29 protein-coding genes are annotated in these 25994 nt (G+C 67.7%); 8 read left to right on the forward strand and 21 right to left on the reverse strand.

Annotation, left to right across the window (positions count from 1 at the left end; genetic code table 11):
* Positions 1-6: 6 nt before the first annotated feature.
* Both LFM09_RS33385 and LFM09_RS33390 read right to left on the reverse strand, forming a co-directional pair.
* The gene (locus LFM09_RS33385) at positions 7-411 is read right to left on the reverse strand and encodes a hypothetical protein (RefSeq protein ID WP_414100565.1); all 405 of its coding nucleotides are present in this window, start codon (positions 409-411) and stop codon (positions 7-9) included.
* 23 nt (positions 412-434) lie between these two features.
* On the reverse strand, positions 435-1052 hold the full coding sequence (locus LFM09_RS33390) for a uracil-DNA glycosylase (protein WP_414100621.1): 618 nt from the start codon (positions 1050-1052) through the stop codon (positions 435-437).
* A 30-nt stretch (positions 1053-1082) separates the two neighbouring features.
* Between LFM09_RS33390 and LFM09_RS33395 the strand changes: the two genes are divergently transcribed.
* Both LFM09_RS33395 and LFM09_RS33400 read left to right on the forward strand, forming a co-directional pair.
* Positions 1083-2540, forward strand: a complete 1458-nt coding sequence (locus tag LFM09_RS33395; RefSeq protein WP_414100566.1) for a S10 family peptidase — start codon at positions 1083-1085, stop codon at positions 2538-2540.
* Positions 2537-2965: a GNAT family N-acetyltransferase gene (locus LFM09_RS33400; protein ID WP_414100567.1), complete on the forward strand. Its 429-nt coding sequence runs from the start codon at positions 2537-2539 to the stop codon at positions 2963-2965. Before LFM09_RS33395 ends, LFM09_RS33400 begins: the two co-directional genes overlap by 4 nt.
* Here LFM09_RS33400 and LFM09_RS33405 read toward each other — a convergent pair.
* From LFM09_RS33405 to LFM09_RS33475, 15 genes are all read right to left on the reverse strand, one after another.
* Positions 2943-3689: a DUF6338 family protein gene (locus LFM09_RS33405; RefSeq protein ID WP_414100568.1), complete on the reverse strand. Its 747-nt coding sequence runs from the start codon at positions 3687-3689 to the stop codon at positions 2943-2945. The genes LFM09_RS33400 and LFM09_RS33405 overlap by 23 nt on opposite strands.
* Before the next feature lie 5 nt (positions 3690-3694).
* Positions 3695-3907, reverse strand: coding sequence for a hypothetical protein (locus tag LFM09_RS33410; RefSeq protein WP_414100569.1), 213 nt, complete (start codon positions 3905-3907; stop codon positions 3695-3697).
* 91 nt (positions 3908-3998) lie between these two features.
* Complete coding sequence (locus tag LFM09_RS33415) at positions 3999-4994, reverse strand: ABC transporter ATP-binding protein (protein WP_414100570.1); 996 nt, start codon at positions 4992-4994, stop codon at positions 3999-4001.
* The gene (locus LFM09_RS33420) at positions 4987-5973 is read right to left on the reverse strand and encodes an ABC transporter ATP-binding protein (protein ID WP_414100571.1); all 987 of its coding nucleotides are present in this window, start codon (positions 5971-5973) and stop codon (positions 4987-4989) included. The genes LFM09_RS33415 and LFM09_RS33420 overlap by 8 nt, the downstream gene beginning before the upstream one ends.
* A 9-nt stretch (positions 5974-5982) precedes the next feature.
* Positions 5983-6957, reverse strand: coding sequence for an ABC transporter permease (locus tag LFM09_RS33425; protein ID WP_414100572.1), 975 nt, complete (start codon positions 6955-6957; stop codon positions 5983-5985).
* Positions 6950-7879, reverse strand: coding sequence for an ABC transporter permease (locus LFM09_RS33430; protein WP_414100573.1), 930 nt, complete (start codon positions 7877-7879; stop codon positions 6950-6952). The genes LFM09_RS33425 and LFM09_RS33430 overlap by 8 nt, the downstream gene beginning before the upstream one ends.
* A gap of 131 nt (positions 7880-8010) precedes the next feature.
* Positions 8011-9636: a peptide ABC transporter substrate-binding protein gene (locus LFM09_RS33435; protein WP_414100574.1), complete on the reverse strand. Its 1626-nt coding sequence runs from the start codon at positions 9634-9636 to the stop codon at positions 8011-8013.
* 177 nt (positions 9637-9813) lie between these two features.
* A complete protein-coding gene (locus LFM09_RS33440; protein WP_414100575.1) occupies positions 9814-10755 on the reverse strand; it encodes an exopolyphosphatase in 942 nt (313 codons plus the stop codon).
* A gap of 8 nt (positions 10756-10763) precedes the next feature.
* Complete coding sequence (locus LFM09_RS33445; protein WP_414100576.1) at positions 10764-11270, reverse strand: GNAT family N-acetyltransferase; 507 nt, start codon at positions 11268-11270, stop codon at positions 10764-10766.
* Entirely contained in the window at positions 11257-11799 is a 543-nt protein-coding gene (locus LFM09_RS33450; RefSeq protein WP_414100577.1) for a GNAT family N-acetyltransferase, read from the reverse strand. The genes LFM09_RS33445 and LFM09_RS33450 overlap by 14 nt, the downstream gene beginning before the upstream one ends.
* A 287-nt stretch (positions 11800-12086) precedes the next feature.
* Positions 12087-13382, reverse strand: a complete 1296-nt coding sequence (locus LFM09_RS33455; RefSeq protein WP_414100622.1) for a lytic transglycosylase domain-containing protein — start codon at positions 13380-13382, stop codon at positions 12087-12089.
* A gap of 151 nt (positions 13383-13533) precedes the next feature.
* Positions 13534-14037: a DUF501 domain-containing protein gene (locus LFM09_RS33460; RefSeq protein ID WP_414100578.1), complete on the reverse strand. Its 504-nt coding sequence runs from the start codon at positions 14035-14037 to the stop codon at positions 13534-13536.
* Entirely contained in the window at positions 14013-14510 is a 498-nt protein-coding gene (locus tag LFM09_RS33465) for an FtsB family cell division protein (protein ID WP_414100579.1), read from the reverse strand. Before LFM09_RS33465 ends, LFM09_RS33460 begins: the two co-directional genes overlap by 25 nt.
* 11 nt (positions 14511-14521) lie before the next feature.
* Positions 14522-15808 (reverse strand): phosphopyruvate hydratase, encoded by a 1287-nt coding sequence (gene eno / locus LFM09_RS33470; protein ID WP_112270630.1) that lies wholly within the window; start codon positions 15806-15808, stop codon positions 14522-14524.
* A 41-nt stretch (positions 15809-15849) separates the two neighbouring features.
* A complete protein-coding gene (locus tag LFM09_RS33475; RefSeq protein WP_414100580.1) occupies positions 15850-17073 on the reverse strand; it encodes a cytochrome P450 in 1224 nt (407 codons plus the stop codon).
* A gap of 16 nt (positions 17074-17089) precedes the next feature.
* Here LFM09_RS33475 and LFM09_RS33480 point away from each other — a divergent pair, with 16 nt between their 5' ends.
* Entirely contained in the window at positions 17090-17791 is a 702-nt protein-coding gene (locus LFM09_RS33480; RefSeq protein ID WP_414100581.1) for an alpha/beta fold hydrolase, read from the forward strand.
* Here LFM09_RS33480 and LFM09_RS33485 read toward each other — a convergent pair.
* The 3 genes from LFM09_RS33485 to LFM09_RS33495 are packed head-to-tail and all read right to left on the reverse strand — an operon-like array spanning position 17776 to position 20597.
* A complete protein-coding gene (locus tag LFM09_RS33485) occupies positions 17776-18516 on the reverse strand; it encodes an SDR family NAD(P)-dependent oxidoreductase (RefSeq protein WP_414100582.1) in 741 nt (246 codons plus the stop codon). The genes LFM09_RS33480 and LFM09_RS33485 overlap by 16 nt on opposite strands.
* Before the next feature lie 50 nt (positions 18517-18566).
* Positions 18567-20105 (reverse strand): BTAD domain-containing putative transcriptional regulator, encoded by a 1539-nt coding sequence (locus LFM09_RS33490; protein ID WP_414100583.1) that lies wholly within the window; start codon positions 20103-20105, stop codon positions 18567-18569.
* A gap of 42 nt (positions 20106-20147) precedes the next feature.
* Positions 20148-20597, reverse strand: coding sequence for an Lrp/AsnC family transcriptional regulator (locus LFM09_RS33495; protein ID WP_414100584.1), 450 nt, complete (start codon positions 20595-20597; stop codon positions 20148-20150).
* A 50-nt stretch (positions 20598-20647) separates the two neighbouring features.
* Between LFM09_RS33495 and LFM09_RS33500 the strand changes: the two genes are divergently transcribed.
* From LFM09_RS33500 to LFM09_RS33520, 5 genes are all read left to right on the forward strand, one after another.
* Positions 20648-21784, forward strand: coding sequence for a MalY/PatB family protein (locus LFM09_RS33500; RefSeq protein WP_414100585.1), 1137 nt, complete (start codon positions 20648-20650; stop codon positions 21782-21784).
* Between the two features lie 29 nt (positions 21785-21813).
* Positions 21814-22707 carry a DMT family transporter gene (locus LFM09_RS33505; protein ID WP_414100586.1) on the forward strand — a complete coding sequence of 298 codons (894 nt, stop codon included), beginning with the start codon at positions 21814-21816 and terminating at the stop codon, positions 22705-22707.
* A gap of 10 nt (positions 22708-22717) precedes the next feature.
* Positions 22718-23092, forward strand: coding sequence for a tetratricopeptide repeat protein (locus LFM09_RS33510; RefSeq protein WP_414100587.1), 375 nt, complete (start codon positions 22718-22720; stop codon positions 23090-23092).
* Between the two features lie 210 nt (positions 23093-23302).
* Complete coding sequence (locus LFM09_RS33515) at positions 23303-24514, forward strand: hypothetical protein (RefSeq protein ID WP_414100588.1); 1212 nt, start codon at positions 23303-23305, stop codon at positions 24512-24514.
* A 67-nt stretch (positions 24515-24581) separates the two neighbouring features.
* The gene (locus LFM09_RS33520) at positions 24582-25802 is read left to right on the forward strand and encodes a hypothetical protein (protein WP_414100589.1); all 1221 of its coding nucleotides are present in this window, start codon (positions 24582-24584) and stop codon (positions 25800-25802) included.
* Here LFM09_RS33520 and LFM09_RS33525 read toward each other — a convergent pair.
* Complete coding sequence (locus LFM09_RS33525) at positions 25799-25933, reverse strand: hypothetical protein (protein WP_414100590.1); 135 nt, start codon at positions 25931-25933, stop codon at positions 25799-25801. The genes LFM09_RS33520 and LFM09_RS33525 overlap by 4 nt on opposite strands.
* Positions 25934-25994 lie beyond the last annotated feature (61 nt).

Consider the following 25994-nt stretch of genomic DNA (forward strand, 5'->3'; position numbering starts at 1 on the left):
GGCGCCTCAGACCGGGAACGGCAGGAACGTCCAGACAGGCGGTTTCGGATCGACGTCGACGAGGTGGGGCACCACCTTCCGCAGCGCCGCTGACTGCTCGCCGATGCGCTTGCGCACGACGTGCCCGCTTCCCCCTCCATCAGGCACGTCTCGCTCAGAACCCAGCCCGTGGGCGACGTAGAGAGCGCTCAGCCCGGCGTAGGCGCTCCGTTCTCGCACCCACACCTTGGTGCTGACGCCCTGTTCGCCCCCGTGTCCGCTCCACACGCAGATCTCGATGCTCAGGATCCCGCGCTCGTATCGCAGCCCGCCGTGCGCGTGAAAGCCGCTGGGCTCGACTGTGTGCGGACCGGTGAACCCGTACGTGTCGACCAGGAACGAGAACGTCGCCGGCCCTTCGGTCCACAGCACGTGCGCTGGACTCCGCTTCCCCATCAGCCCGCCGCCCTCCGCAGCACGTCCTGCAGCATCTCCTGGGTCAGCCGGCCGGTGAAGGTGTTGTGCGGCGACACGTGGTAGCACCCGAACACCCGCAACCCACCGATCTCAACCTCCACCCCGTGCCCGAACTTGGGCCGCTCGGCCCCGAGCAGCGGCAGAAACGCCTGCCACCCGAACGCCCCGAGCACCACCACAGACCGCAACGAGGTCATCAACCCGAGCTCCTCGCGCAGAAACGCCGAGCACCGGTCCCGCTCCTCAACCGTCGGCTTGTTGGCGGGCGGCGCACACCGCACCGGCGCGGCCATCCGCACCCCGTACAGCTCCATCCCGTCGTCCAGCGCCCAGGACTCCGGCTGCGAGGCCAGCCCGACCTCGTACAACGCCCGGTACAAGAAGTCGCCGGACCGGTCACCCGTGAACATCCGCCCGGTCCGGTTCGCCCCGTGCGCGGCCGGCGCCAGGCCGACGATCAGCAGCGAGGCGTCGAGCGGCCCGAACGACGGCACCGGCTTGCCCCAGTACTCCTGGTCGCGGAACGCGGCACGCTTCTCCAGCGCGACGGACTCGCGCCAGGCGACCAGGCGCGGGCACGCGCGACAGGCCGTTATCCGCTCGTCGAGTTCCGTAGTGTTGCTCCCATGTCCGAGGAGAAGACCGAAGAGAAGCCCGAGTCTCCTGCTGATGATCTGGTCACCACCCAGCACAGCATCACCGTCAAGGGCCGCGAGCTGAACTACACCGCGACCACCGGGCGTGTCGTGCTCAAGGAGGAGGTGGTCAAGGACGGCGTGTTCGACGGCCACAAGCCCAAGGCGGAGGTGTTCCTCACCGCGTACACGCTCGACGGCGCCGACCCGTTGAAGAGGCCGGTGACCTTCGCGTTCAACGGTGGGCCGGGTTCCGCGAGCGTTTGGCTGCACATGGGGCTCCTCGGGCCTCGGCGGGTGTTGAGCGGGGACGTCGGCAACATGGCGCCGCCGCCGTACGGGATCGCGGACAACGAGGAGTCGTTGCTCGCGGAGAGCGACCTCGTGTTCATCGACCCGGTGTCGACGGGTTTCTCCCGTGCGGTGAAGGGTGAGAAGCCCGGGAACTACCACGGCTACCAGCCCGACGTCGACTCCATCGCCGAGATCATCCGGCTCTGGACGTCGCGCAACGGGCGGTGGATGTCGCCGAAGTTCATCTGCGGTGAGTCGTACGGAACGCTGCGGGCGGCGGGCCTCGCGGAGCACCTGCAGAAGAAGTACGGCATGTACCTCAACGGGCTCATGCTGATCTCCTCGGTGCTGGACTTCGCGACGCTGGAGTTCAACGAGGGCCACGACCTCGGGTACACGCTCTTCCTCCCCACGTACGCGGCGATCGCGCACTACCACGGGCTGCACGGCGACCGGCCGCTCAAGGAGGTGCTGGCGGAGGCCGAGGAATTCGCGGTCCGCGACTACCCGTACGCGCTGGCCCGCGGCAACCGGCTGTCCGACGTCGAGCGCGCCGCGACGATCGAGAAGCTGGCGCGGTTGACCGGTCTGTCCCAGGAGTACGTGGACGCCGTCGACCTGCGCATCGAGCACATCCGGTTCTTCACCGAACTGCTGCGCCGCGACCGCAAGACCGTCGGCCGCATCGACGCCCGCTTCACCGGCTGGGACAAGGACTACGGCCGTGAGGAGATCTCCGCGGACCCGTCCATCGACGCGATCGTCGGCCCCTACTCGTCGACGCTGAACCACTACCTGCACGCCGAGCTCGGGTACTCCAACGACCTGCCGTACGAGATCCTGTCGCGGGCCATCGAACAGTGGTCCTACAAGGAGTTCGAGGGCCGGCACGTCACGACCGCGGGCAAGCTCTCGGCGGCGATGCGGGCGAACCCGCACCTCAAGGTCCACGTCGCGTTCGGCTGGTACGACGGCGCCACGCCGTACTTCGCGGCCGAGCACCTCATCGCGCACCTGCAGATCCCGAAGGAGCTCACCGCGAACATCGAGTCGGCCTACTACCCGGCCGGCCACATGATGTACGTGCACGAGCCCAGCAGGATCCAGCAGTCCGAGGACCTGGCTGCCTTCGTGCGGAACTCGTCCAACACGTGATCCTGGACCTGTCGGACGACGCCGTCCTGCGCGAGCTCTGGACGGTGCAACGGCTGGCTTACGCCGTCGAGGCCGAGATCATCGGCTTCGACGGCATTCCGCCGTTGCACGAGACCCTCGACGAACTCCGTGCCACCACAGAAACCTTCCTCGGTCTGTACGACGAGGAAGGGCTCACAGGCGCCGTGTCGTACGAGCTCGACGGGTCCACTGTGGACATCTGCCGCCTGGTCGTCCACCCGCGGGCACATCGTCGTGGCATCGCGACACAGCTGCTCGACGCGTTGCCTGAAGGGCCGCAGATCGTCAGCACCGGTACCAAGAACGAGCCCGCGCTCCGGCTGTACCGGAAGCGCGGGTTCGTGGAGACAGGTGAGCAGGAGATCGCTCCGGGTGTGTCGATCACACACCTGCGTTCTCCGTGACCTCCTGAGCCGGACGCCGGGCCGAGTCGACGCGTTCGCCCGTCTCGGCGTCCAGGTACTGCACGCGCAGGTACTTGATGCGAGCGCTGGGAATGACGACCCGTTCCCAGTCCTGGCCGATGACCTTGGTCTGCACGTCCTCGCCACCGGAGACAGGCACACCGACGTACGTCAGCTTCACGCCCTCCAGCACGATCTCCCGCTTGTCGGGATCACCGGCCGCGTCGTAGGACCGCAGGAACCCGAAGAACGAGTTCCCGTCCTCCAGCATCACGTGCACCCAGCACACCGCGTTGTGAGGCCGGTCCTCCCGGAACACCTTCACCCAGGCCGACTGCCTGCCGACCGACGACGGCTGCTGCCGCCGACGAGCCAGCACGAGATCGACCGCCAGTGCCAGCAGGCACGCCAGCGCCAGCTCGGCGACCGCGCTGTACGCGATCAGCGCCACGTTCTGCTTCGCGTAGTCGGGCTTGGCCACCAACGCCTGCAGGTCGACGAACACCTTCCAGCCGAACCACTTCGACGTCGCGGCGTGCACGCCGAGCAGGATCGCGGTCGACGCCACGGTGAAGGCGAGGCTGCTGAGCGCGACCCTGGACGCCTCGCGGAACACCGTCTCGCGGCCGCCCGCACGGCGGCGTTCCCGCAGGAGCTCGAAGACGATGCCGGGGGCGACCAGCGCGAGGAACGAGGCCAGCGCCCCGATCGTCTGCGGAACCATCGGCTCTAGTCGACGCTTCCCGTGACGGGAGGCGGTGTGAGCAGCTCCGAGTCGTGATGGCTCGGCGGATGCCCGGGATTGAGCACCGGGCCCGTGTACTCGACGTCCGCGGGGACTTTCTCGGGGGCGGGCTCCTCGCCGGTGGTGAGGTCCTTCACCTTGTCGAGGATGTCGCCCAGAAAGCCCTCCCTCTGCGCACCGCTTTCAGGCTTGGTCATGACCGCAAGCTAGCACCGACCCGGCTGTGCGCAGTCCAGGAACGCGAGAAGGGGCCGCACCCGACGGCACGACCCCTCCCACGTGGAAACATCAGACGACCGCGCGCTCCTCCGCGAAGTGGCACGCGGCGGGGTGCCGCGAGTTCCGCACGGTCAGCTCCGGCACGTCCGTCGCGCAGATGTCCTGCGCCTTCCAGCACCGCGTGCGGAACCGGCAGCCCGACGGAGGGTCGATCGGCGAGGGCACGTCACCCGTGAGGCGGATGACGTCGCGCCGGCCGCGCTGGGTCGGGTCCGGCACCGGCACGGCGGACAGCAGAGCCTGCGTGTACGGGTGCATCGGGTGCTCGTAGATCTCTTCCTCGGTACCGATCTCCACGATCTTGCCGAGGTACATCACCGCGACCCGGTTGGACAGGTGCCGCACCACCGACAGATCGTGCGCGATGAACAGGTACGACAGACCCATCTCGGCCTGCAGCTCGCCCAGCAGGTTCATCACCTGCGCCTGGATCGAGACGTCCAGCGCCGACACCGGCTCGTCGCACACGATCACCTTGGGCTTCAACGCGAGCGCGCGGGCAATGCCGATGCGCTGGCGCTGACCGCCGGAGAACTGGTGCGGGTACCGGTGGATGTGCTCCGGGTTCAGGCCGACGATCTCCAGCAGTTCCTGGACCTTCTGCCGGCGCGAGCCCTTCGGCGCGACCTCGGTGTGGATCTCGTACGGCTCACCGACGATGTCGCCGACCGTCATGCGCGGGTTCAGCGACGTGTACGGGTCCTGCAGCACGATCTGGATGTCGCGGCGCAGCTTGCGCAGCTCCGCGCCCTTCATGCTGAAGATGTCGCGCCCCTCGAAGCGCGCGAGGCCCGACGTCGGCGGCTCCAGGCGCATCAGCACCTGGGCCAAAGTGGACTTTCCGCAGCCGGATTCGCCCACGACACCAAGGGTTTCGCCCTTGTTCAACGAAAACGAGACACCGTCGACGGCCTTGACGTGGCCCACGGTGCGCTTGAACAGCACACCGACGCGGACCGGGAAGTGCTTGACGAGGTTCTCGACCTCGAGGATCGGCTCAGCCACGAGCGACAACCTCCTCCGCGATGTGGCACCGGCTGGTGCGGCCCATGCCGAGGTTGTGCACAGCAGGCACCTCTGAGACACACCGGTCGAACGCGCGCGGGCAGCGCGGGTTGAACGGGCAGCCGGGTGGGATGTTGGTCAGCGACGGCGGCAGACCCTTGATCGTCTTGAGCTCCTGGCCCTTCAGGTCGAGCCTGGGCAGGGACTCCAGCAACGACTCGGTGTACGGGTGGCCCGGCGCGCGGAACAGCTCGTACACGTCGGCGTGCTCGACGATGCGGCCCGCGTACATGACCGAGATCCTGTCCGCGACGTCGGCGACCACGCCGAGGTCGTGGGTGATCAGGATCATGCCCATGTCGCGTTCCTTCTGGATCTCCGCGAGCAGGTCCATGATCTGGGCCTGCACCGTGACGTCCAGTGCGGTGGTGGGCTCGTCCGCGATCAGCAGCTCCGGGTCGAGCGCCAGCGACATCGCAATCATCGCGCGCTGCCGCATGCCGCCGGAGAACTGGTGCGGGTAGTCGGAAACGCGGCCGCGGGCGTTCGGGATCTTCACCTGGTCCAGGAGCTCGATCGCACGCTTGCGAGCGTCCGCTTTGGACATTCCGCGGCGGACCTTGAGCTGCTCCTCGATCTGGAACCCGACCGTGAACACGGGGTTCAGGGCGGACAGGGCGTCCTGGAAGATCATGGCGATGCCCTCGCCACGGATCTCACGACGCGCTTCGGCGGACTGCGTCAGCAGGTCCTCACCGCGGAACTTGATCGAGCCCTTGGTGATGAACGCCGGCGGCATGTCCAGGATGCCCATGATCGTCTGCGCGGTCACGGACTTGCCGGAGCCGGATTCACCCAGCACAGCAAGGGTTTCACCTGCGGCGACGTGGTACGAAACGCCGTTGAGCACCTTGGCGACACCGTCACGGGTGCGGAATTCCACGTGGAGATCCTCGACCTCCAGCAATGGCTGAGTCACGAGATCTCCCTATCGGGACTTGGGGTCGAGGGCGTCACGCACGGCGTCACCGAGCATGACGAAGGCCAGCACCGTGATGGTCACGAAGCCCGCCGGGAACAGGAGCATGTGCGGTGCCGCCTGGAAGTAGTCGCGCGACTCCGAGATCATCACGCCCCACGACACGACCGGCGGACGCAGGCCGATGCCGAGGAACGCGAGCGTCGCCTCCGCACCGATGAACGCGCCGAGAGCGATCGTCGCGTACACCAGCACCGGCGCGACGGTGTTCGGCAGCAGGTGCCGGAACACGATCCGCAGCGGTGAAGCGCCGAGACCACGCGCGGCCTTGACGTAGTCCTGCTGCTTCGCCACCAGCGTCGCGGAACGCATGATCCGCATCGCGACCGGCCACGACAGCACGGCGATCGAGAGCACGACCTGCGTGATGATCTGGACGACGCCGGGGTTCTCGGTCGGGGCGTTGAGCGTGGTGAGGATGACGATCGCGCCCAGCACGAACGGAACGCCCGCGAAGATGTCGCTGACGCGGGACATCACGCTGTCGATCCACGTCTTCGCGTAGCCCGCGATGATGCCGACGGTCGATCCGATGAGGACGGTCAGCAGTGTCGCGAACACGCCGACGAGCAGCGACGCGCGGGCGCCGTGCATCGTGCGGGCGTAGACGTCGTAGCCCTGCAGGTCGTAGCCGAACCACGCGTCACCGGACGGCGCCGCGAGCGACTTGTCCAGGTTCGCCGCGCGCGGGTCGACCGACGTGAACAGGGTCGGCCAGATCGCCATGAGCCCGACGAACACGATGATCACCAGCGAGACGATGAACGTCGGCTTGCGACGCAGCTCGCCCCACGCGTCGCTCCAGAGCGAACGGGGCTTGCCCTGCTTCTGCTGCGAGTCGTCCTGGTGGCTGGTCTTGTGGACGCCCTCCGCCGCGGACGCCTCGAGTCCGGTGCCGCCGGACACGGATCCTGGGTCACTCATAGCGAATCCTCGGGTCGAGAACGGCGTACAGGAGGTCGACGATCAGGCTCATCAACAGGTAGACGAGCACCAACAGGGTCACGATGCCCGTGACCATGACGCCTTCCTTCTGCTGGATGCCGCGGAAGATCAGGCCGCCGATGCCGTTGATGTTGAAGACGCCCTCGGTGACGATCGCGCCGCCCATGAGGCTGCCGAGGTCGGTGCCGAGGAACGTGATCACCGGGATCAGCGAGTTGCGCAGCAGGTGCACGCCGACGACGCGGGTGTGCGGCTGGCCCTTGGCGATGGCCGTGCGCACGTAGTCGGCGCGACGGTTCTCCACGATGCTGGAGCGCGTCAGCCTGGCCACGTAGGCCATCGAGAGGCTGCCGAGCACGAACCCCGGCAAGATCAGTTCACCGATCGTCGGATCGGAGCTGACCGAGGTGTCCATCCAGTCGAAGCCCTGTGGGCCGAGGTACAGGCGCAGCACGAAACCGGTGACGAACACCGGCAGCGAGATCAGGAACAGGGTCGAGACCAGGACCAGGTTGTCCAGGAAGCCCGACTTGCGCAGACCGGTGAGCACACCGGCGGTGATGCCGATGATCGCCTCGATGATCAGGGCGATGACGCCCATCTTGAGGGTGATCGGCCACGACGTGGCGATCTGCTCACCGACGGAGACCCCGTTGAAGGTGGTGCCGAAGTCGCCGACGAACAGGTTCCCGACGTACTTGAGGTACTGGATGATCAGCGGATCGTTGAGGTTGAGCTGCTCGCTCACCTGCGCGATGTAGGACGGGTCGCATGGCCGCTGTCCGCACTTGCCGGCGAACGGGTCCTGCGGAATCGCCCAGACCAGGGCGTAGATCAGAAAAGTGGTCCCCAGGAAGACCGGTATCAGCTGCAGCAGTCGGCGCAGCACATAGCGACCCATGAGGTCGGCTCCTTGCGTGGTGGGGGGCGGCCGATCCCGAACACCGCTCCGGCCCCGCGCCCGTGACGCTTGGGTGGACGCGAGGCCGGACGGGTGGTGCTCAGATCAGACGTCGTGTGCTGTCAGCGCGGTCAGCTCTTCGCCTTGACCCGGAACGCCGCGAGCTCGGCGTCACGCGTGAAGGTCAGCTTGGCGGCGAGCAGGTTCTTCGAACGCGCGCCGATGCCCTTCTCGTTCCACATCGGGATCGACGGCAGGTCCTTCGCCATCAACTTGTGGGCTTCCTGGTACTTCTTGATCGCGGCCGCCTTGTCCGCGATGCCGTCAGCCTCGGCGAGCAGCGCGTCGAACGCGGGGTTCGAGTAGGTGGAGTCGTTGTTGCCACCGGTCGAGCGGTACAGCGGGTTGAAGAAGTTCTCGATCGACGGGTAGTCGGCCGACCAGTCGGAACGGCTCATGCCGGTCAGCTGCTTGGCCGTGACGATCTGCCGGAACGCACCGAAGTTGGTGGTGCCGACGAACTCGCACTCGACACCCAGCGCGTCCTTGATGCTGTTGCAGGCCGCTTCGAGCGGCTCCTTGCGGCCACCGTCCTGGTTGGACTGGATGGTCAGCTTGCCGGTGAAACCCGACTCCTGGAACAGCTGCTTTGCCTTGTCCTTGTTGTACGTGCAGTACTCGCCGCACACGCCCTTCTCGTAGCCCTCGATGCCCGGCGGCACCCAGCCGTCGGACGGCACGTACGAGCCGGCCAGCACGGTCTTGGTGATCTGCTCCCGGTTGATCGCCATCGAGATGGCCTGGCGCAGCTTGACGTTGTCCTTGAACGCCGGGATGTAGTACGGCAGCGCGATCGTGCTCTGGCCGAGCAGGTTCGCGTTCAGCACCTGGTCACCGAGGTCGGCCTTGTACTTCTCGCCGACCTTGGCCGACGGCGGCAGCGCCTCCATGAAGTCCAGCTTGCCCGCGACCAGGTCCTGGTAGGCGGTCTCCTGGCTGGAGTAGATCTTGATGTCCAAGGTCTTGAAGTGGACCTTGTCCTCGCCCTTGTACTCGTCGAAGCGCTCGAGCTTGATCAGCGAGTTCGGCGTGCGGGAGACGAACTTCATCGGGCCGTTGCCGATCGGCTTGGCCTCGAACGCCTTCTGGTCGGCGAAGAAGGCCTTCGGCAGCGGCGAGAACGGCTGGTAGCCGAGCTTGATCTGGAAGACCGAGCTGGGCGCGCTCAGCGTGACCTTGAACTCCGTGTCGGAGACGACCTGGAGACCGGACATCTTGTCCGTGGTCGGCTTGGCATCCTTCGCGTCCGGGTGGACGTCCTTGTACCCCTGGATGTCCGACATGAAGTCGCCGGCCTTCTGCGCATTGGGCGCGTAGGCGGCGAAGTTCCACGCGTCGACGAAGTTCTGCGCCGTCACCGGCGTGCCGTCGTGGAACGTCCAGCCCGGCTTGAGCTTGATGTCGTAGACCTTGGCGTCGCTCGAGGTGATCGACTCCGCCATGAGGTTGTAGGTGGAGCCATCCTCCGCCTTGTAGCCGACCAGCCGCGCGAAGAGGGCGTCGGTGACCTTACCGCCACCCGCCTCTGCCGTGTTGGCCGGGAAGAGCGTGCTCTCGGGCTCGGTGCCGTAGATCGACACCGTGCCGTTCGGGTCTTCGGCGCCCGACGTAGTGGAACCGCCGCCACCGCCGCACGCGCTGAGCGTCATGGCCAGCGCGATTGGCGCAGCCACCCACGCAACCCGTGATCGCGACATCAGTCTCTCCCGCCTTTCCCCGGCGCCGTTCGCAGTTATTGCGAACGCACGCCTCCCCGGGAGGTCTCGTCCACCTCCCAAAACGTGAGAGGACGTTAACCGGGGTGTCCAGGAGTACGCGCATCGAAATCGGTCACAAACTTGTCACGATCAGCTCAAGTCGACCTTAATTCGGCGCTAGACCAGCGAGAAGGCGATCCCATCGAGGATGTCGTGCTCACTGCACACGAGCGCGCCGATACCCGCGCGATTCGAGAGCTCCTCGGCAATCGCACGCAGTACCACCGCTCCGCCGCAGATCACGTCCACTCGGCCGGGGTGCATGGGCCCCAACGAGGCACGATCATCATGCGTCATCGCGAGGATACGTTCGGTGATTTCACGAACATTGTCAAGTGTGATTCGGCTGAGGTGGATTTCCTCGCTGTTGTACACATCCAGCCCTTGGACCAGGGCTGACAACGTCGTGACCGTTCCAGCAACACCGATCCACGTCTTCGTCTTCTCCACCGGCACGACGTTGAATGCTTGTGCGATCGATTCCCGCGCAAACGCTTCCGCTTGTTCGATTTCACCCTTGGCCGGCGGGTCCGAATGGATGAACCGCTCCGTCAACCGCACGCACCCGATGTCCATCGACCGCGCAGCCTCGACCTCCGTTCCGCTGCCGAGGACGAACTCGGTGCTGCCACCACCCAGATCGGTGACGAGGAAGGGTCCCTCGTCCGGGTCAAGATCAGCCACCGCGCCGAGGTAGCTGAGCCGCGCCTCCTCGTCCCCGCTGATGACCTCCGCCGGCACGCCGAGGACCTGCTCGGTCATGCCGAAGAAGTCGTCGCGGTTGCTCGCGTCGCGCGTCGCACTCGTCGCGACCATCCGGGCGGTCTCCACACCCTTGCGCCGCATGATCGCCACGTACTCGACCAGGGCTCGGCGGGTGCGCTCGATCGCGTCGGGGTGCAGCCGCCCGGTCGCGTCCACACCCTGCCCGAGCCGGACGATCTTCATCTCGCGGTGCACGTCCCGCAGCCACGCGGTGCCGTCGTCGCGCTTCGTCACGTCCGCGACGAGCAGACGGATCGAGTTGGTCCCGCAGTCGATGGCCGCAACCCGCGACATGATCACCCCTACTTCAGCTTCCGGTACTCGTCCGCAAGCATGACGTACATGTAGAGGTCTTCCTCTTCGACCTTGCTCATGCCCAGCCGCTCCAGCACGCGTCGCGACGGTTCGTTGCTCGGGTCACACCTGGCGATGATCTGCTGCAGGCCGAGGTGGTCGAACCCGAACTTCAGCATCTGCCGGCCGGCCTCGCGCGCGTAGCCGTTGCCGCGGAACTCCTCGTTGAGGATGTAGCCGATCTCGCCTTGCTCGCGGCTCCGCCACGTGAGCTCGACCTTGCCGATGACCCGGTCTTCGAGCACGACCGCGAGCACCAGGCACTGGCCTGGCTCTGTGAGCTCACGCTGACTGCTCCACCTCGCCAGCGGCTTGGCGGCCTCCTCGCGTGTGCGTGGCTCTATATATAAGGGGCGGTTGCCGTCGGTGACGGCGAACGTGTCGTCGAGGTCGCCCTCTTCGAACGGCCGCAGGACCAGACGTTCCGTGCCGACCGGGTAGTCAGGACGCAGCACCGCGGTACTCCTCGGCGAGCATCGCGTAGGTGTAGAGGTCACCCCACTCGCCCTTGAAGATCTCGAAGTGCCTGAAGTGCGCCTCCCTGCGCATGCCCAGACGTTCCATCAACCGCCACGACGGCTCGTTGCGCGGGTCGCACTGGGCGATGATCCGGTGCAGGCCGAGGTCCTCGAAGCCGATCTTGAGCATCACTTCACTGGCCTCGCGCGCCAGCCCCTTGCCGTGGAACTCGGGGTTGAAGACGTAGCCGATCTCGCCCTGGCGGTGCTCCTCGCTCAACCACTTGAGGACGACATCACCGACGACCCTGCCGGCCTCCGGCCAGTACACCGCTAGCACGAGCCACTGGCCCTCTTCGGTCAGCTCGTCCTGGGTCATCTTCTTGGCGATGATCTCCTCGGCTGCCGCGCGGTCGGGGCTGTCGGCGTAGAGGTAGCGGTAGACCTCGGGCTGAGATCGACAGGCGTAGAAGTCGTCGAGGTCGTCCTCTTGGTATGGGCGGAGGGTGAGGCGCTCGGTCCTCATCGGATAGTCAGGTCGCACCCTGCCACTGTGGCAAGCAGCGCCGCCGGTGCCACGCGAATTACCTCACGTAGTTGAGAAACCCCGAGCTCGGCCGGTTTTCGTCGGGTCAGGCCGGACTGCTCGATGGCACGCCGGACCCCGTTGCCGAACTCCCGGCCCACGACGCTTGAGTTGCGCTTCGGCATTGAACGCAAGCTAGGAGACGGAATCCCCTTCGCTCCAACGTTTCTGCCCGAATCGCCCCGAAGGAAGTACAGCTTGGAGAGGTTCTGACGCGACACGCCGAGCTAGGCAGGCGTGCTCGTCACCAAGCTCGACGATGGCGTCGAGGACGAGGTCGCGCTGGAGGTCTCGGACTTCTCGGTGGTCGACGACTGCGCACCCGTCGAGGACGACTGCTGCGGCGGGTTCGACGACGTCGGGTCCGAGGCCGGCGGGTTGGTCGACCCCGCAGGCGGCGTTGACGACGAGGTGGTCGGCGTCGAGGACGACGGCGGGCAGGACGTCGAAGGCGTCGAGGTCGGGGTCGAGGACGAGGTGGTCGGCGTGGAGGACGACGGGAAGGTCGGCTGGCACGACGGGACCGACGGCGGGGTGCTCGGGTTCGACGGGGTCGAGGGCTTCGACGGGGTGCCGGGGAGGCCAGGGGTGCCGCCGTTGTCGCCGGGCGGGTTCGGCTGCTGCGGCGGCTGCGGGTTCTGCACGTTGTTGCCGTTGTCGGGCAGCGTCGGCAGGGCGTCGATGTTCTCGCTGTACGTCTTGGCCCACTTGAGGACCGTTTCGACGTAGGTCGTCGAGTTGTTGTAGCGGAAGACGGCCCTGGCGCGGTCGGCCTGCTTGGTCAGGTCGCCGCCGCCCGCGCAGAGGTAGCGGCCGGCGCCCAGGGCGGCGTCGTAGACGTTGTTCGGGTTGACGGCGCCGTCCTCGTTGCCATCCGCTCCGTAGCCCGCCCAGGTGCCGGGGATGAACTGCATCGGGCCCACCGCGCGGTCCCAGGCGGTGTCGCCGTCGAGGCGGCCGCCGTCGGTGTCGCGGATGGCGGCCATGCCGGGGCCGCCGTTCAGGACCGGGCCGAGGATCTTGGGGGTGGCGTCGCCGACGGCGTTCACGCGGCCGTTGTTGGCGTGGTTCGACTCGACCTTGCCGATGCCGGCGAGGAGTGCCCAGTCGAGTTTGCAGCCGGGGACCAGCTCGGCCATCTTGTCCTCGGCGCGGAGGTGGGCCTCCAGGACCACGCCGGGGATGCCGTAGTCGCCGGGGAAGCTGTCGATCACGCCGCCGTCGTCGACGTCGAGGTCGTCGTCGATCGAGCCGTCCTCGAGGTCGGCGAGCAGGGACGCGCTCAGCTCCTCGGACAACGGCAGGCGGCCGGACGCGCCGAGCTCGGCCGGGTCGCGGCGCAGGGCGTTCCAGAGGTCGGCGGGGCCCAGGGCGACAGCGATGTCATCGTGCTTCGAGAGGTTGACCCAGTCGACCAGCTTGGTGCCGACGATCATGGCGGGCGCGAGCAGCGCAGCCACAGCAGCGACGACGAAGCCCTTTTGCCTAGGGCTCAACGTCGCTGGACCGCGCAGTTTGGCCATTGCCACGAATACTCACCTCTCGTGCGTCATCGCGGCGCGCCGTCCTGCAGTTACGGCGAGCACCCCTCGCTGACCCGTTCCACCCTGCCCCACTCCTGGAGACTAGGTGTACCCAAGACGGAGTGAAGCGTGCGTTCGGTTCCGTTGACTGTTAACTCGCCGCACATTCACCTGTCGGCCACAGCCCCTGGTCCGTCAAGAGTGCCAGCGCCTCGTCCCCGAAGGGATTGACCCCAGGGCCCTTCGCGAGGGCATGAGCCACGTGCACGTGAAGGCACTTGACTCTGCCCGGCATGCCGCCCGCGGTGACCTGTGTACCCAGCGACTCGATGGCGTCGCGCTCCGCGAGGTACGACTCGTGCGCACGCAGGTACGCGGCGGCCAGCTCCTCGTCAACGGCCAGGCGTTCGGTCTGCTCCTTCATCAACCCGCTGCCCTCCAGCGTGCTGACCAGGGAGTTCAGCTTCGGGCAGGTCAGGTAGAACATCGTCGGGAACGGCGTCCCGTCAGGCAGCCGCGGGTTCGTCTGCACGACGTTCGGGTGCCCGGAAGGGCACCGCGAGGCGATCGCACGTGTTCCGCGCGGCGTGCGGCCGAGCTGCTGAGCGACCGTTTCCAGGTCAGCAGCACTTACTTGTGCGTCACCGATTCCCACAGTTCCTCGTACCAAGACCTTTGCGCCGCGGGCTTGCCCGACGGCCTCTCTGATTCGGTGTTCCGGTTCTCGTCACCCGGCAGCTGGACGATGTACGGCGTCTCGCCCGGCCGCACCCAGTGCAGCCGCTTGCGCGCCTCGATCTCCACGTAGCCGGGGTCGTTCAGCTGCGCCTTCCGCTGTTCCAGGGCGGCGACCTGCTCACGCAGCTTCTGCTGCTCAGCCCCCACGTCGCGCAGCTCGTCGCGCTGCGAGAGGTAGGTCCGCAACGGGACCGCGATGCTCAACGCCAGTGCGCACAGCACCATCGCGAACATCGCGGCCCGCCGCGTGCCGGTCATGCCGAACGCGCCACCCGTGCCGTCACTGCTACGCCGCGTGGGCGCCTTCGGACGTGGTGGCTTGCGCGCGCGTGCTGGCCGCGCCTCCCGCTCTTCGCGGGGGCGGCGGGGACGACGCGCGCGCTCGGCCATACCTCAGCTTCTCAGCTCTCCGGCGTGTAGCGCGGGAACGCGAGCTCACCGGCGTAGCGCGCCGCGTCACCGAGCGACTCCTCGATGCGCAGCAGCTGGTTGTACTTCGCGGTGCGCTCACCACGCGCCGGGGCACCGGTCTTGATCTGGCCGGCACCGGTCGCGACGGCGAGGTCGGCGATGGTCGTGTCCTCGGTCTCACCACTGCGGTGCGACATCATGGACTTGTAGCCGTAGGAGGTGGCCAGCGAGACCGCGTCGAGGGTCTCGCTGAGGGTGCCGATCTGGTTGACCTTCACCAGCAGCGCGTTGGCGGCGCGGCGGGAGATGCCCTCCTCCAGGCGCTCCGGGTTCGTGACGAACAGGTCGTCGCCGACGATCTGGACCTTCTCGCCCAGCTCGGCGGTCATCTGCACCCAGCCGTCCCAGTCGTCCTCGGACAGCGGGTCCTCGATGGAGACCATCGGGTAGTCGCGGACCAGCTCGGAGTAGTAACCGATCATCTGCTCGGCGGAGCGCTTGTTCTTCTCGAACGTGTAGGCGCCGTCGGAGAAGAACTCCGTGGCGGCCACGTCGAGCGCGAGCGCGACGTCGCGGCCCGGCCGGTACCCGGCCTTCTCGATGGCCTCGAGGATCAGGTCGAGCGCGTCGCGGTTGCTGGCGAGACTGGGGGCGAAACCGCCCTCGTCACCCAGGCCCGTCGCGAGACCCTTGCTCTTCAGCACGGACTTCAGCGCGTGGTAGACCTCGGTGCCCCAGCGCAGGCCCTCGCGGAACGTCTCCGCGCCGATCGGCGCGATCATGAACTCCTGGATGTCCACCTCGGTGTCGGCGTGCGAGCCACCGTTGAGGATGTTCAGCATCGGCACCGGCAGCACGTGCGCGTTCGGCCCGCCGACGTAGCGGAACAGCTCCAGACCGGAGCTCGTCGCCGCCGCCTTCGCGACCGCGAGGCTCACGCCGAGGATCGCGTTGGCACCGAGACGGCCCTTGTCCGGCGTGCCGTCCAGGTCGACGAGCTTCTGGTCGACGACGCGCTGCTCGACGGCCTCGATGCCGACCAGCTCCGGCCCGATCTCGTCGAGCACCGCGGTGACCGCGCGCTCGACGCCCTTGCCCAGGTACCGCTTGGCGTCGCCGTCCCGCAGCTCCACCGCCTCGTGCTCACCGGTCGACGCGCCAGACGGAACGGCCGCACGCTCCAGCGTGCCGTCGTCCAGCGCCACCTCGACCTCGACGGTGGGGTTGCCGCGCGAGTCCAGGATCTCGCGTGCTCCGACCTGCTCGATGACCGCCACTTGCGCTCCCTGTTTCTCCTGCGTCTCGTCTCGCGACGAGCCTACTTGGGCACTCTGACAGGCAGGTGCTTGACACCGTTCTGGAAGTTGGACCGCAGCCTGTCGACGTCGCCATCCAACTGAATCGTGCCAGAAAGGTCCAGGACCGCCTCGAAAATCGCCCGCATCTGGGTCCTGGCCAGCTGCGCACCGAGACAGAAGTGCGGACCGTGCCCGAAGCTCAGGTGGTCGGCCTCCCGCCGCCCGACGTCGAACTTGCTCGGTTCTGTGAAAGCTCTCTCATCCCGGTTGGCGGACGAGAACCAGACGACGACCTTGTCCCCCGCCATGATCGGAACCCCGCTCAGCTCGGTGTCCACCACGGCCGTGCGCCGGAAGTGCATGACCGGCGTCCACCACCGCAGCATCTCCTCGACGGCCGAGGGCAGCAGCGAGCGATCAGCCCGCAACCGCTCGTACTGGTCGGGGTGTTCGAGCAGCGCGATCATGCCGCCGGGGATGCCGTTGCGCAGGGTTTCGTTGCCCGCCACCGAAAACAGCCAGAAGAGGTTCTCGAACTCCTCAAGAGAGATGTCCTCGGTCATGAGGTTGCTCAACACATCGTCTGAGGGGTGCGCTCGCTTGTGCTGACCCAACGCGTGCGCATAGGCGTAGAGGTCAGGCATGCCATCCCGTGCGCGCGGGTCGCGCCCATCAGAAGGACGAAGCTCCAACGCCTCCAAAGCCATGTCGGTCATGCCGGCCGTGGAGCTGGACGACAGCGCGTACTCCGAGTCCTGGAAGCCGATCACGCGATTGCTCCAGTCGTAGAGCAGCGCACGATCCTGGCGCGGCACCCCGAAGACGTCGGCCAACGTCAGCAGTGGCAGGTCAGCGACGTCGTGAGCGAAGTCGCCGGACAGACCAGCGACGATCGCGCGTGCGTTCGAGCGGATGCCCTCTTCGAGCCGAGCCACCGCGCGCGGAGTGAAAGCCCTGGTCAGCATGCGCCGGAGCCGGGAGTGCTCAGGCGGGTCCTGGTTGAGCATCATGCGTTGGACGTAGGCCAGGTCGGCCGGTGCGGGGTCGCGGATCTGGGTGGCGCCCCGATGAGACGAGAAGACAGCGGGCGAACGCAGAACGGTCCGGACGTCCTCGTAGCGGAAGACTCCCCAGAAGTCGGCGATGCGCACGACGTTCTTTTCGCGCAGCCGGGTGAATGCGTCGTGCGGTACACCCGAGGTATACGTGTCCGGGTCGACGATCAGCTCGGCATCGGTCCGCATAGAACGGGATTCTGACGTGCTTCATGTCGAACGTGGTGGAGACGGACCGCTGCTGGTGGCCCTGCACGGTCTGGGCGCGACCGGCGAGGTGTGGAAGGACGTCGTCGACGGCTGGCACGGCAGCTGGCTCGTGCCGGATCTGCCTGGTCACGGTCGAAGCCAGCCGATCGAGCGCTACTCGTTCGGCTCGTTGGCGTCAGCGGTCGCCGACGTCATCCCGCGCGAGCCGGTCTCGATCATCGGCCACTCGCTGGGCGGCGTGGTCGCGTTCGCGCTGGCGAGCGGCTGGTTCGGCGTGAACGTCAAGAACTGCGTCGGTGTCGGGATCAAGGTCCGGTGGACCGACGAGGAGTTGGAGAAGGCCGCCGCACTCGCCGCGAAACCGGGCAAGGTGTTCGCGACCAAAGAAGAGGCCGCCGAACGGGCCTCCAAGATGGCGGGTGTGCGACTGGAGCACGGAGTGTCCGAAGTGGACGGCAGCTGGACGCCGTCACTGGACATGAGGGCCTTCGGGGTGGGACGACCGGACATGAAGAGCCTGTTCCTGGCGTCCAGGGCGAACATGGTGCTGGCGGCGGGCGAGAACGACCCGATGAGCCCTCAGGAACACCTGAAGGAGCTGGTGCCCGAGCCGGTGGTGTTCGCCGGAGCGGGCCACAACGTGCACGTCGAGTCACCCTCGCCCGTCATCGACTTGCTGTTTCAGCTCGCCACGTAACCGCCGTCGGCGGTCAGCACGGAGCCGGTGAAGTAGCTCGACCGGTCGGAGGCCAGGAACAGCACGGCCTCCGCGATCTCCTCGGGCTCGCCGACGCGCTTCAGCGCGGTGAGCTCGGTGATCGTCTGGAACAGCTCACCGGCTTCCTGCACTGCCTGGTCGGTGCGGATCGGGCCGGGCGCGACGGAGTTGACTCGGACGCCGGCGGGGCCGAACTCGGTGGCCCACGAGCGGGTCAGCGCGTCCATCGCGGCCTTCGAGGCGTTGTAGACGGACCCGACCGGGGTGCCGATGACCGCGGCGATCGAGGAGACGTTGACGATCGAGCCGCTGCCGCGGGCGACCATCGCCGGCGCGAGCGCGGCCGTGAGGAAGTAGGTGCCGCGGACGTTCACGTCGAACACCTGCTGGTAGCCGTCGAGCGACTGCTCGGGGGTCGGCGAGAACGGGAAGATGCCCGCGTTGTTGACGAGCACGTCGACCTCGCCGACCTCGGCCGCCAGCTTGCGGACGTCCTCGACGTCCGCGACGTCGTTGACGATGAAGTGACCGACGCCGCCGGCGGCCTCGATCAGCGAGACGGTCTCCTTGCCGAGCTCGGCCCTGCGCCCCGTGAGGTAGACGGTGGCACCCGCCTCCGCGAGCTTGACCGCGATCGCGCGGCCGATGCCCGAGGTGGCGCCGGTGACGAGTGCCTTCTTGCCTTCAAGTTCCTTGGTTGACATGTCTACGAACTTGGCCGCGCCACATCGTCAGGCCATAAATTCCGAATGAATCAGCTGGTCAGAACGGGTGCACGCCAGCCGAAGTACACCCGCACGAACCGCGGCAGCCGGTAGCGGCCGAGCACCACCGGTTCGATCAGGTGCACGTCGGCCAACGACTCCAGCACGTACTCGATCGCCCCGGCCTCGACACCGGACATCTCCGCCGCCTCGCACACGTCGATCACGTCGGACTCCCTGCGCGCGAAGCACATCAGCAGGTGCCGCTCCTCGTCGGTGAGCTGCTCCTCCGCCCTGACCATCGGCGCCAGCACGGACCGGCAGTCGGACGGCACGGCGCTGCCCAGGCGCGTCTCCCGTTCCATCTGGGCCAGCAGCATCGCGACGGTCCAGTGCGGCCGGGAGGTCAGCTTGCCGCCGAGCACGCGGATCGGGTTCGGCAGGTACGACATGCGCGACAGCACCTCCTCCGCGGCCTCCGGTTCGGCGTCGGCCCTGGCCGGGTCGAGGACCTTGCGGAAGAACTGGTGGGCCTCTGCCTGCGTCAGCCCGGAGAGCTTCAGCCAGGTGACGCCCGGCAGCTCGTTCCACCTGCGCACGCTCGTGAGGATCATGGCCGAGCCGGGCGAGTGCAGGTGCGCGAGCTGAGCCGGCTCCTGCACGTCGTCGACAACGATCAGGAACCGCTTGCCGCGCGCCTTCTCCCGCCACAGCGCGGCTTTGTCGCCGACCGGGTTCTCCACGCCGACCGCGCGCAGCAGTTCGTTCGCGACGTCCTTGCCCCGCACGAAGATCTGGCCGTCCGGATAGCTGTGCCTGACGAGGTGCGCGATGCGCGTGGCCAACGAGGTCTTGCCGCTGCCGTTCATGCCGGTGATGCCGACCGTGTTCGGGAGCGCGCGAAGGGCCTGCGCGACCTCCTGCGTGCGGCCGGTGAAGTCGGGGAGGTCGGGCGGCAGCTGCTCGGGCCTGCGCGGCACGTGCAGGTCGCCCTTGAGGATCTGGGCGTGGACCTTGCGCAGGTCGGGGCCCGGTTCGACGCCGAGCTCCTCGTTCAGGAGTGCGCGCGCCTGGTGGTACTGGTCCAACGCCTCGGCCTGCCTGCCCTCACGGAAGAGCGCGTGCATCAGGAGGGCGCGTGGGCGCTCCCTCAACGGGAAGAGCGCGACGTGTTTCTGCAGCTCCAGGACGTCCAACTCACGTTCGAGCCAGTCCTCGCGGGCCTTGAGCCGGTGCTGGGCGAGCCGCACGCGCTGCGCCTCGAAGTAGGTGCTGTTCAGCCCTTCGAGAGGCTCGCCGCGGCAGTCGTCGATGATCTCGGCCCGCACCGTGTACCCGCTGTCCTTCGACTTCAGGTTCAGCTCGGGGAGAGCCTTGCGGATCTTGTACATGTACGTCCGCAGCGCCATCACCGCGCTCGGCGTCGGGTCGTCCCAGACCATGCCGATGATCTGGTCGTTGCTCAGGCGCACGCCGTTGTTCAACAGCAACGCCGCCAGCACCGCCCGCTGCTGGCGCGGACCCAGGTCGATCTCCTCGTCGTCTCGCCAGGCTCGTACCGGACCCATCAGTGAGAAGCGCAGGCTCATGCAACATCACAACGTCCGCACGCATTCCCTGCTTCCCGCGTCTCACAGATGAGCCGGCAACGGCCTCGGCTCGATCACCTGCTTCATCACGATCGTCGAGGTCAGCCCCCGCACGCCGGGCAACCGAGCCAGCGTCTCCTCGTACAACCGCTGGTAGGAGGCGAGATCCGCGGTGACCACGCGCAGCAGGTAGTCCGGGCTGCCGAACAGCCGTTGCGCCTCCACCACGTTCGGCACCTCGACCAGCGCCCGGTCGAAGTCGTCCATCGACTCCAGCCGCAGCTTCGCGAAGACCAGCGCCTCGAAACCGAACCCGATCGCGGCCGCGTCCACCACGGCGCGGTAGCCGCGGATCACCCCGGCGCGTTCGAGCTCGCGCAACCGGCGTTGGCAGCGCGAGATGCTCAGCTGCACGCGTTCGGCGAGGTCGGTGACGGTGACCCGGCCGTCCCGCTGGAGCTCGGCAAGAATTTTGCGGTCCACAGCGTCCATGAGCAAAGAACGCAAACAACTTGCCGGCGGGTTCCCCTAGCTTTTGCTCCATGAGCCCTGCGAACCCGTTACGTCAGCTGACCCTGGACCAACTACGGCGCCGCACGAGCATGAAGTGGCGGTACTACCCCGAGGACGTGCTGCCCGTGTGGGTGGCCGAGATGGACGTCCTCCTCGCCGAACCGGTGAAGCGAGCGATCACCGACGCGGCGGAGCGCGGCGACACCGGGTATCCCTCCGGCACCGCCTACGCCGAGGCGCTCAAAGAGTTCGCGAAGAAGCGCTGGGACTGGGACCTGGCCGTGGAGCGCACGGCGATCGTGCCGGACGTGATGCTGGGCGTGGTCGAGATGTTCCGGCTGATCTCGCACCGCGACGCGCCCGTGGTCGTCAACTGCCCGGTGTACCCGCCCTTCTACCAGTTCATCGAGTCCCTGGGACGGCCCGTCGTCGAGGCGCCGCTCAGCCCGGACCACCGAATCGACTTCGCGGCACTCGACCAGGCGTTCGCGCGGGCAGGCGAGGGCGCGGCGTACCTGTTGTGCAACCCGCACAACCCGACCGGCACCGTCCACACCGCCACAGAGCTCGAAGAAGTCGCACAACTCGCCAGAAAACACCGGATTCGCGTTGTGGCAGACGAAATCCACGCGCCGATCATGGCGGCGGGCGCGACCTTTGTGCCCTACCTCAGCATCGCGGACGACGGGCTGTCGCTGATGTCGTCGTCGAAGGCGTGGAACCTCGCCGGCCTCAAGGCCGCCCTCGCCATCGCCGGACCGAAGGCCGCCGACGATCTGATGCGGCTACCGGAAGAGGTCAGCCACGGGCCGAGCCACGTCGGCATCCTCGCCCACACAGCGGCGCTCAGGGACGGCGGCGACTGGCTCGACGCGCTGCTCACCGGGCTTGACGAGAACCGCAAGCTCCTGGCTGATCTGCTTGCCACGCACCTCCCGACCGTCCGCTACACGCCGGCGCAGGGCACGTACCTGGCCTGGCTGGACTGCCGTGAGCTCGGGCTCGGCGACGACCCGGCCAAGACGTTCCTGCAGCGGGGCAGGGTCGCGGTCAACTCGGGGATTCCGTTCGGCACGGGCGGCGCGGGGTTCGTGCGGATGAACCTCGCGACCTCACCGGAAGTGATCACCGAGGCCGTGCGCCGGATGGAACGAAGCCTCGCCTAGATCCGCAACGCCTGGTAGTCCTGACGAACGTGCGGATCAAACCGGGTTTCGCGGCGGGAACAGTGCTGGTCTGGGCTTCCGGTTATCCGGTGGGCGCGCTCGCCGTCGCCGTGGCGCCGCCGTTCCTGATGACCACGATCCGCTTCGCGCTGGCGGCGACGTTGATGGCGCTGGTCGCTCTCGTCACCAGCGCGCGCTGGCCGCGTGGATGGCCGCTCGTGCACACGTGCGTGGCGGGCCTGCTCGTGCAGGCCTGCCAGTTCTCCGGTGTGTACCTGGGACTGCGGCTGGGCGTACCCGCGTCGGTGACGGCGTTGATCATCTCGTGCACGCCGGTGCTGACGGCCGTGGTGGCCGCTCGGGTGTTCCGTGTCCGAATTGGACTGAAACAGCTCGCGGGCCTCGCACTGGGTGTGGCCGCGGTGCTGGCGGCGCTGTGGGACCGGCTGGGCTCGTTCGGGTCCGGCGCGGTGTTCACGGTGCTGGGCATGCTCGGGTTCGTCGCGGGTGGCGTCTACCAGCAGAGGTTCTGCCGGGACACGGACTTCCGCTCCGGCAACGCGGTGCAGCACGCCGTGTCGGTGCCGGTGGTCGGGCTGCTGGCGCTGACGGAGAACGCCGGGGTGACCGACTGGCGGCAGTTCTGGTTGACGATGGTGTTCCTGGTGCTGGTGAACTCGATGGGCGGGGCGTCGCTGTTCCTGGTCGGTGTGCGCAACGGCGGTGCGGCGGCGATGACCACGCTGTCCTCTGTGGTCCCGTCGGTGACGGCGCTGATCGCGTGGCCGTTGCTGGGACAGGTGCCGACGACCGGTGTGGTGATCGGACTCGGGCTCGGGTTCCTGGCGTGCTGGCTGGGGACCGCCACCCCATCGAGTTCTGTCGCCCGGACGGCAGTCGAGGAACCGGCGAGCGGTAGGTAACGTTGATCGAATGACGGACAGCACCTTCGACGCGTTCCGGAAGGCCGAGGCGTTGCTGGCGCAGCGCAGGCCTCTCGACGCGCTGCGCGAGCTGAAGCAGGTGCTGGCCGAAGCGGGCGAGGCACCGTCCGTGCAGCTGCTGGCCGGCCGGGCCTACCTCGGGTCCGCGCAGCTCAACAGGGCTGAAGAGGCGTTCCGCAAGGTGCTCGACCTCGACCCCAGCGACCACTACGCGCGGTTCGCGCTCGGCAAGACCCTGCAACGGCAGAACCGGCTCACCGAGGCGATCGCGCAACTGCGGATGGCCGTCGCGATGAACCCCTCCCCCGAGTACCAGGAAGCGCTCGGCGAGGTGCGTGCCCGCCTGGCCGTCGAGGGCGGCTGACCGTCCACTGAGGACGGGTGTCGAACGTTACTCCGCTTGGACGCATGTGTTGCGGTGCGTAACCGGCTAAGTTACTTCCCAAGGCCACCGTGGGGGGACGCGAACAGCGTCTGACGGCCGCACTGGATCTGGGGGGATCTGCATCCTGTCGCGCGTACAGCGCTGCCCTTCTGGTGTGCCGTCACGGCCGCGAACAGAGGGGTTCAGCAAGTGAAGATGGTCAAACTTTCCGCGCTGGCGGCGGTGACGGCCGCCGCGCTCGCGGCGTCGATCACGCCGGCTTCCGCCCAGGGCAACGTCTCGATCACGCCCGACATGCAGAAGCTGATGGCGACCCAGCAGCAGCTGCACAAGATCGCCGAGAAGGTCGAGAGAGGCAGCGGCTTCAGCGGCGTCTACCTCGACGCGGGCACCAGGACCCTGAACGTGTACTGGAAGGGCACCGCGCCCGCGAAGGTGCGCACCGAGGCCATCGCGGCCAAGGCCAAGGGCCTCAACGTCAAGGTGCAACTGGCGAAGTACTCGCAAGCCGAGCTCAAGGCCGAGGCAGCGCGCCTCGCCGGGGCGAACCAGTCGATCACCGGCGTCGCGGCCAAGTACGACGGCAGCGGTCTGGAGGTCACGCAGGGCACCAGCAGCATCTCGCTGCGGGCCGGCACCGGCATCCAGAGCTCCGTCCCGGTCGACGTCAGGGTCGCCGACGTCGAGCCGGCCCAGTCGCGCTACGCGGACAACGCTCCGTGGAAGGGCGGCGGCTACATCCAGAACTCGGGCGGTGGCTCCTGCACCTCCGGCTTCGCGGTGACCACGTCCACCGGCGCCGAGAAGATCCTGACCGCCGCGCACTGCGGCGCGGCCGGCAGCACGTTCTCCTCCAGCAACGGCAACACCCTCGGCACGGTCGAGGGCAGGTCCGTGGCCTGGGACACCGAACTCCTCAGCAACCCGTCCGGCACCACCGTGGCGCAGACCTGGATCGGCGAGTCGATCCAGCCCGAGCTGAACGGCGGCACCGCCGTCCAGTACGGCCTGCCCGTGGTCGCCGCCGCCCGCACGTTCCCCGGTGAGTGGCTGTGCACGTCCGGCGCGTTCTCCGGCACCGTCTGCGAGATCCGCGCGGAGCAGGTCGGCATGTCGATCTCGCTGATCGGCTTCGGCACCGTCCGCGACGTCGTGCGCGCGGTCCACACCGGCGGCGGCGCGGCCGGCGGCAACGGCGACAGCGGCGGCCCGGTCGTCAGCGCGGTCGACCAGAGGCTGACCGCCCGCGGCACCCTGACGGCGATCCAGACCGGCGCCGAGGTCCGTCCGTGTTACGGCGTTCCCGCCGGCAACGGCCGCACGTGCTCGCGCACGATCTACTTCCCGGACATCTTCCCGCAGATGGAGTTCCACAACGTCTCCATCAAGACGACTTCCTGATCATCAGCTCGACCACCGCTTGAGTCCACATCGGACTCAAGCGGTGGTTCACACCTGGGGGAACACCGTGAAGACGACGAGACTTTCCGCGCTGGCAGCGATCATCGCCACCGCAGCACTGCTGGCCTCGACCGCGCCGGCACTGGCGGACGAGCCGAAGAGCCCGTTCACGCCTGAGGTCAACGCCCTGATGGCGACCCAGGACAAGCTCCACAAGATCGCCGAGAAGGTCGGCAGCGGCAACGGGTTCGCCGGCGTGTACGTCGACGCCGGCAGTAACACGCTGAACGTGTACTGGAAGGGCAAGGCGCCGGCCAAGGTCAACGCCGCCGCTCTCACCGCCAGGGCCCAGGGCGTCAACATCAAGGTGCACCAGGCGAAGTACTCGCAGGCCGAGCTCAAGGCCGAGGCCACACGCCTCGCCAAGGACAACGCCTCGATCGCGGGCGTCGCGGCCAAGTACGACGGCAGCGGCATCCTGGTCCAGCAGTCCGGTGGGATGACGGCCCGTTCCGCCATCCAGAGCGCGTTCCCGCTCGACGTGCAGGCCGCGGACATCGCACCGGCCCGCTCGCGTGCCCTCGACGAGCCGCCGTTCAAGGGCGGCGCGCACATCGAGAACTGGGTCGGCCGCGAGTACCAGGGCGCGTGCAGCAGCGGCTTCGGCGTGCGGCACAACGACTCCGGCGCCACCAAGCTGCTGACCGCCGCGCACTGCGGTGACCTCGGCACCATGTTCACCGCAGGTAGCGCCCGCCTGGTCGGCTACGTCGACAGCCGCTCGGTCGGGTTGGACACCGAGACCATCCCGACCCAGACGACGCCCAACGTCTGGATCGGTGACTCCATCCAGGCCGAGATGAGCGGGGGTCCCCGGCACCAGTACGGCCTGCCAGTGGTCGCCGGGGCACGCACGTACCCCGGTGAGTGGCTCTGCACCTCCGGCGCCTACTCCGGCACCGTGTGCGAGATCCGCGCCGAGCAGACCGGCCTGACCATCAACATCACCGGCTTCGGCCTGGTCCACGACACCGTGATGGCGTTCCACCACGGCGGAGGTGCCGGTGGCGGCAACGGTGACAGCGGTGGTCCGGTCTTCAGCGCGGTCGACCAGAGGCTGACCGCACGTGGCACCCTGTCCGCGATCTCGATCGCCGACGAGGACCTCCGCGCCTGCTACGGCGTGCCCTCCGGGCGGGACGGGCGCAAGTGCTCGGCACGGATCTTCTTCCCGGACATCGTGCCGCAGATGGCGTACCACAACGTCCAGCTGCTGACCGCTCCCTAGTCGCGGAAGAGGGTTTCGCCCCAGTAGCCGCCGGGCTGCACGCCCGGCGGCACCGCGAAGTGACCCGAGCTCGTGTGTTCGATGTACTCCGTCGCTTCATCCTTTGTGGACAAAGCCTGCTGCACGGGCACGAACTGCCTGCGCGAGTCCCGACGTGCGGTCCCAGATCTCGACGTTGCATGCAAATCCGGC

This window comes from Lentzea alba (assembly GCF_047445655.1).
In the GTDB taxonomy this organism is placed as follows: Bacteria; Actinomycetota; Actinomycetes; order Mycobacteriales; family Pseudonocardiaceae; genus Lentzea; species Lentzea alba_A.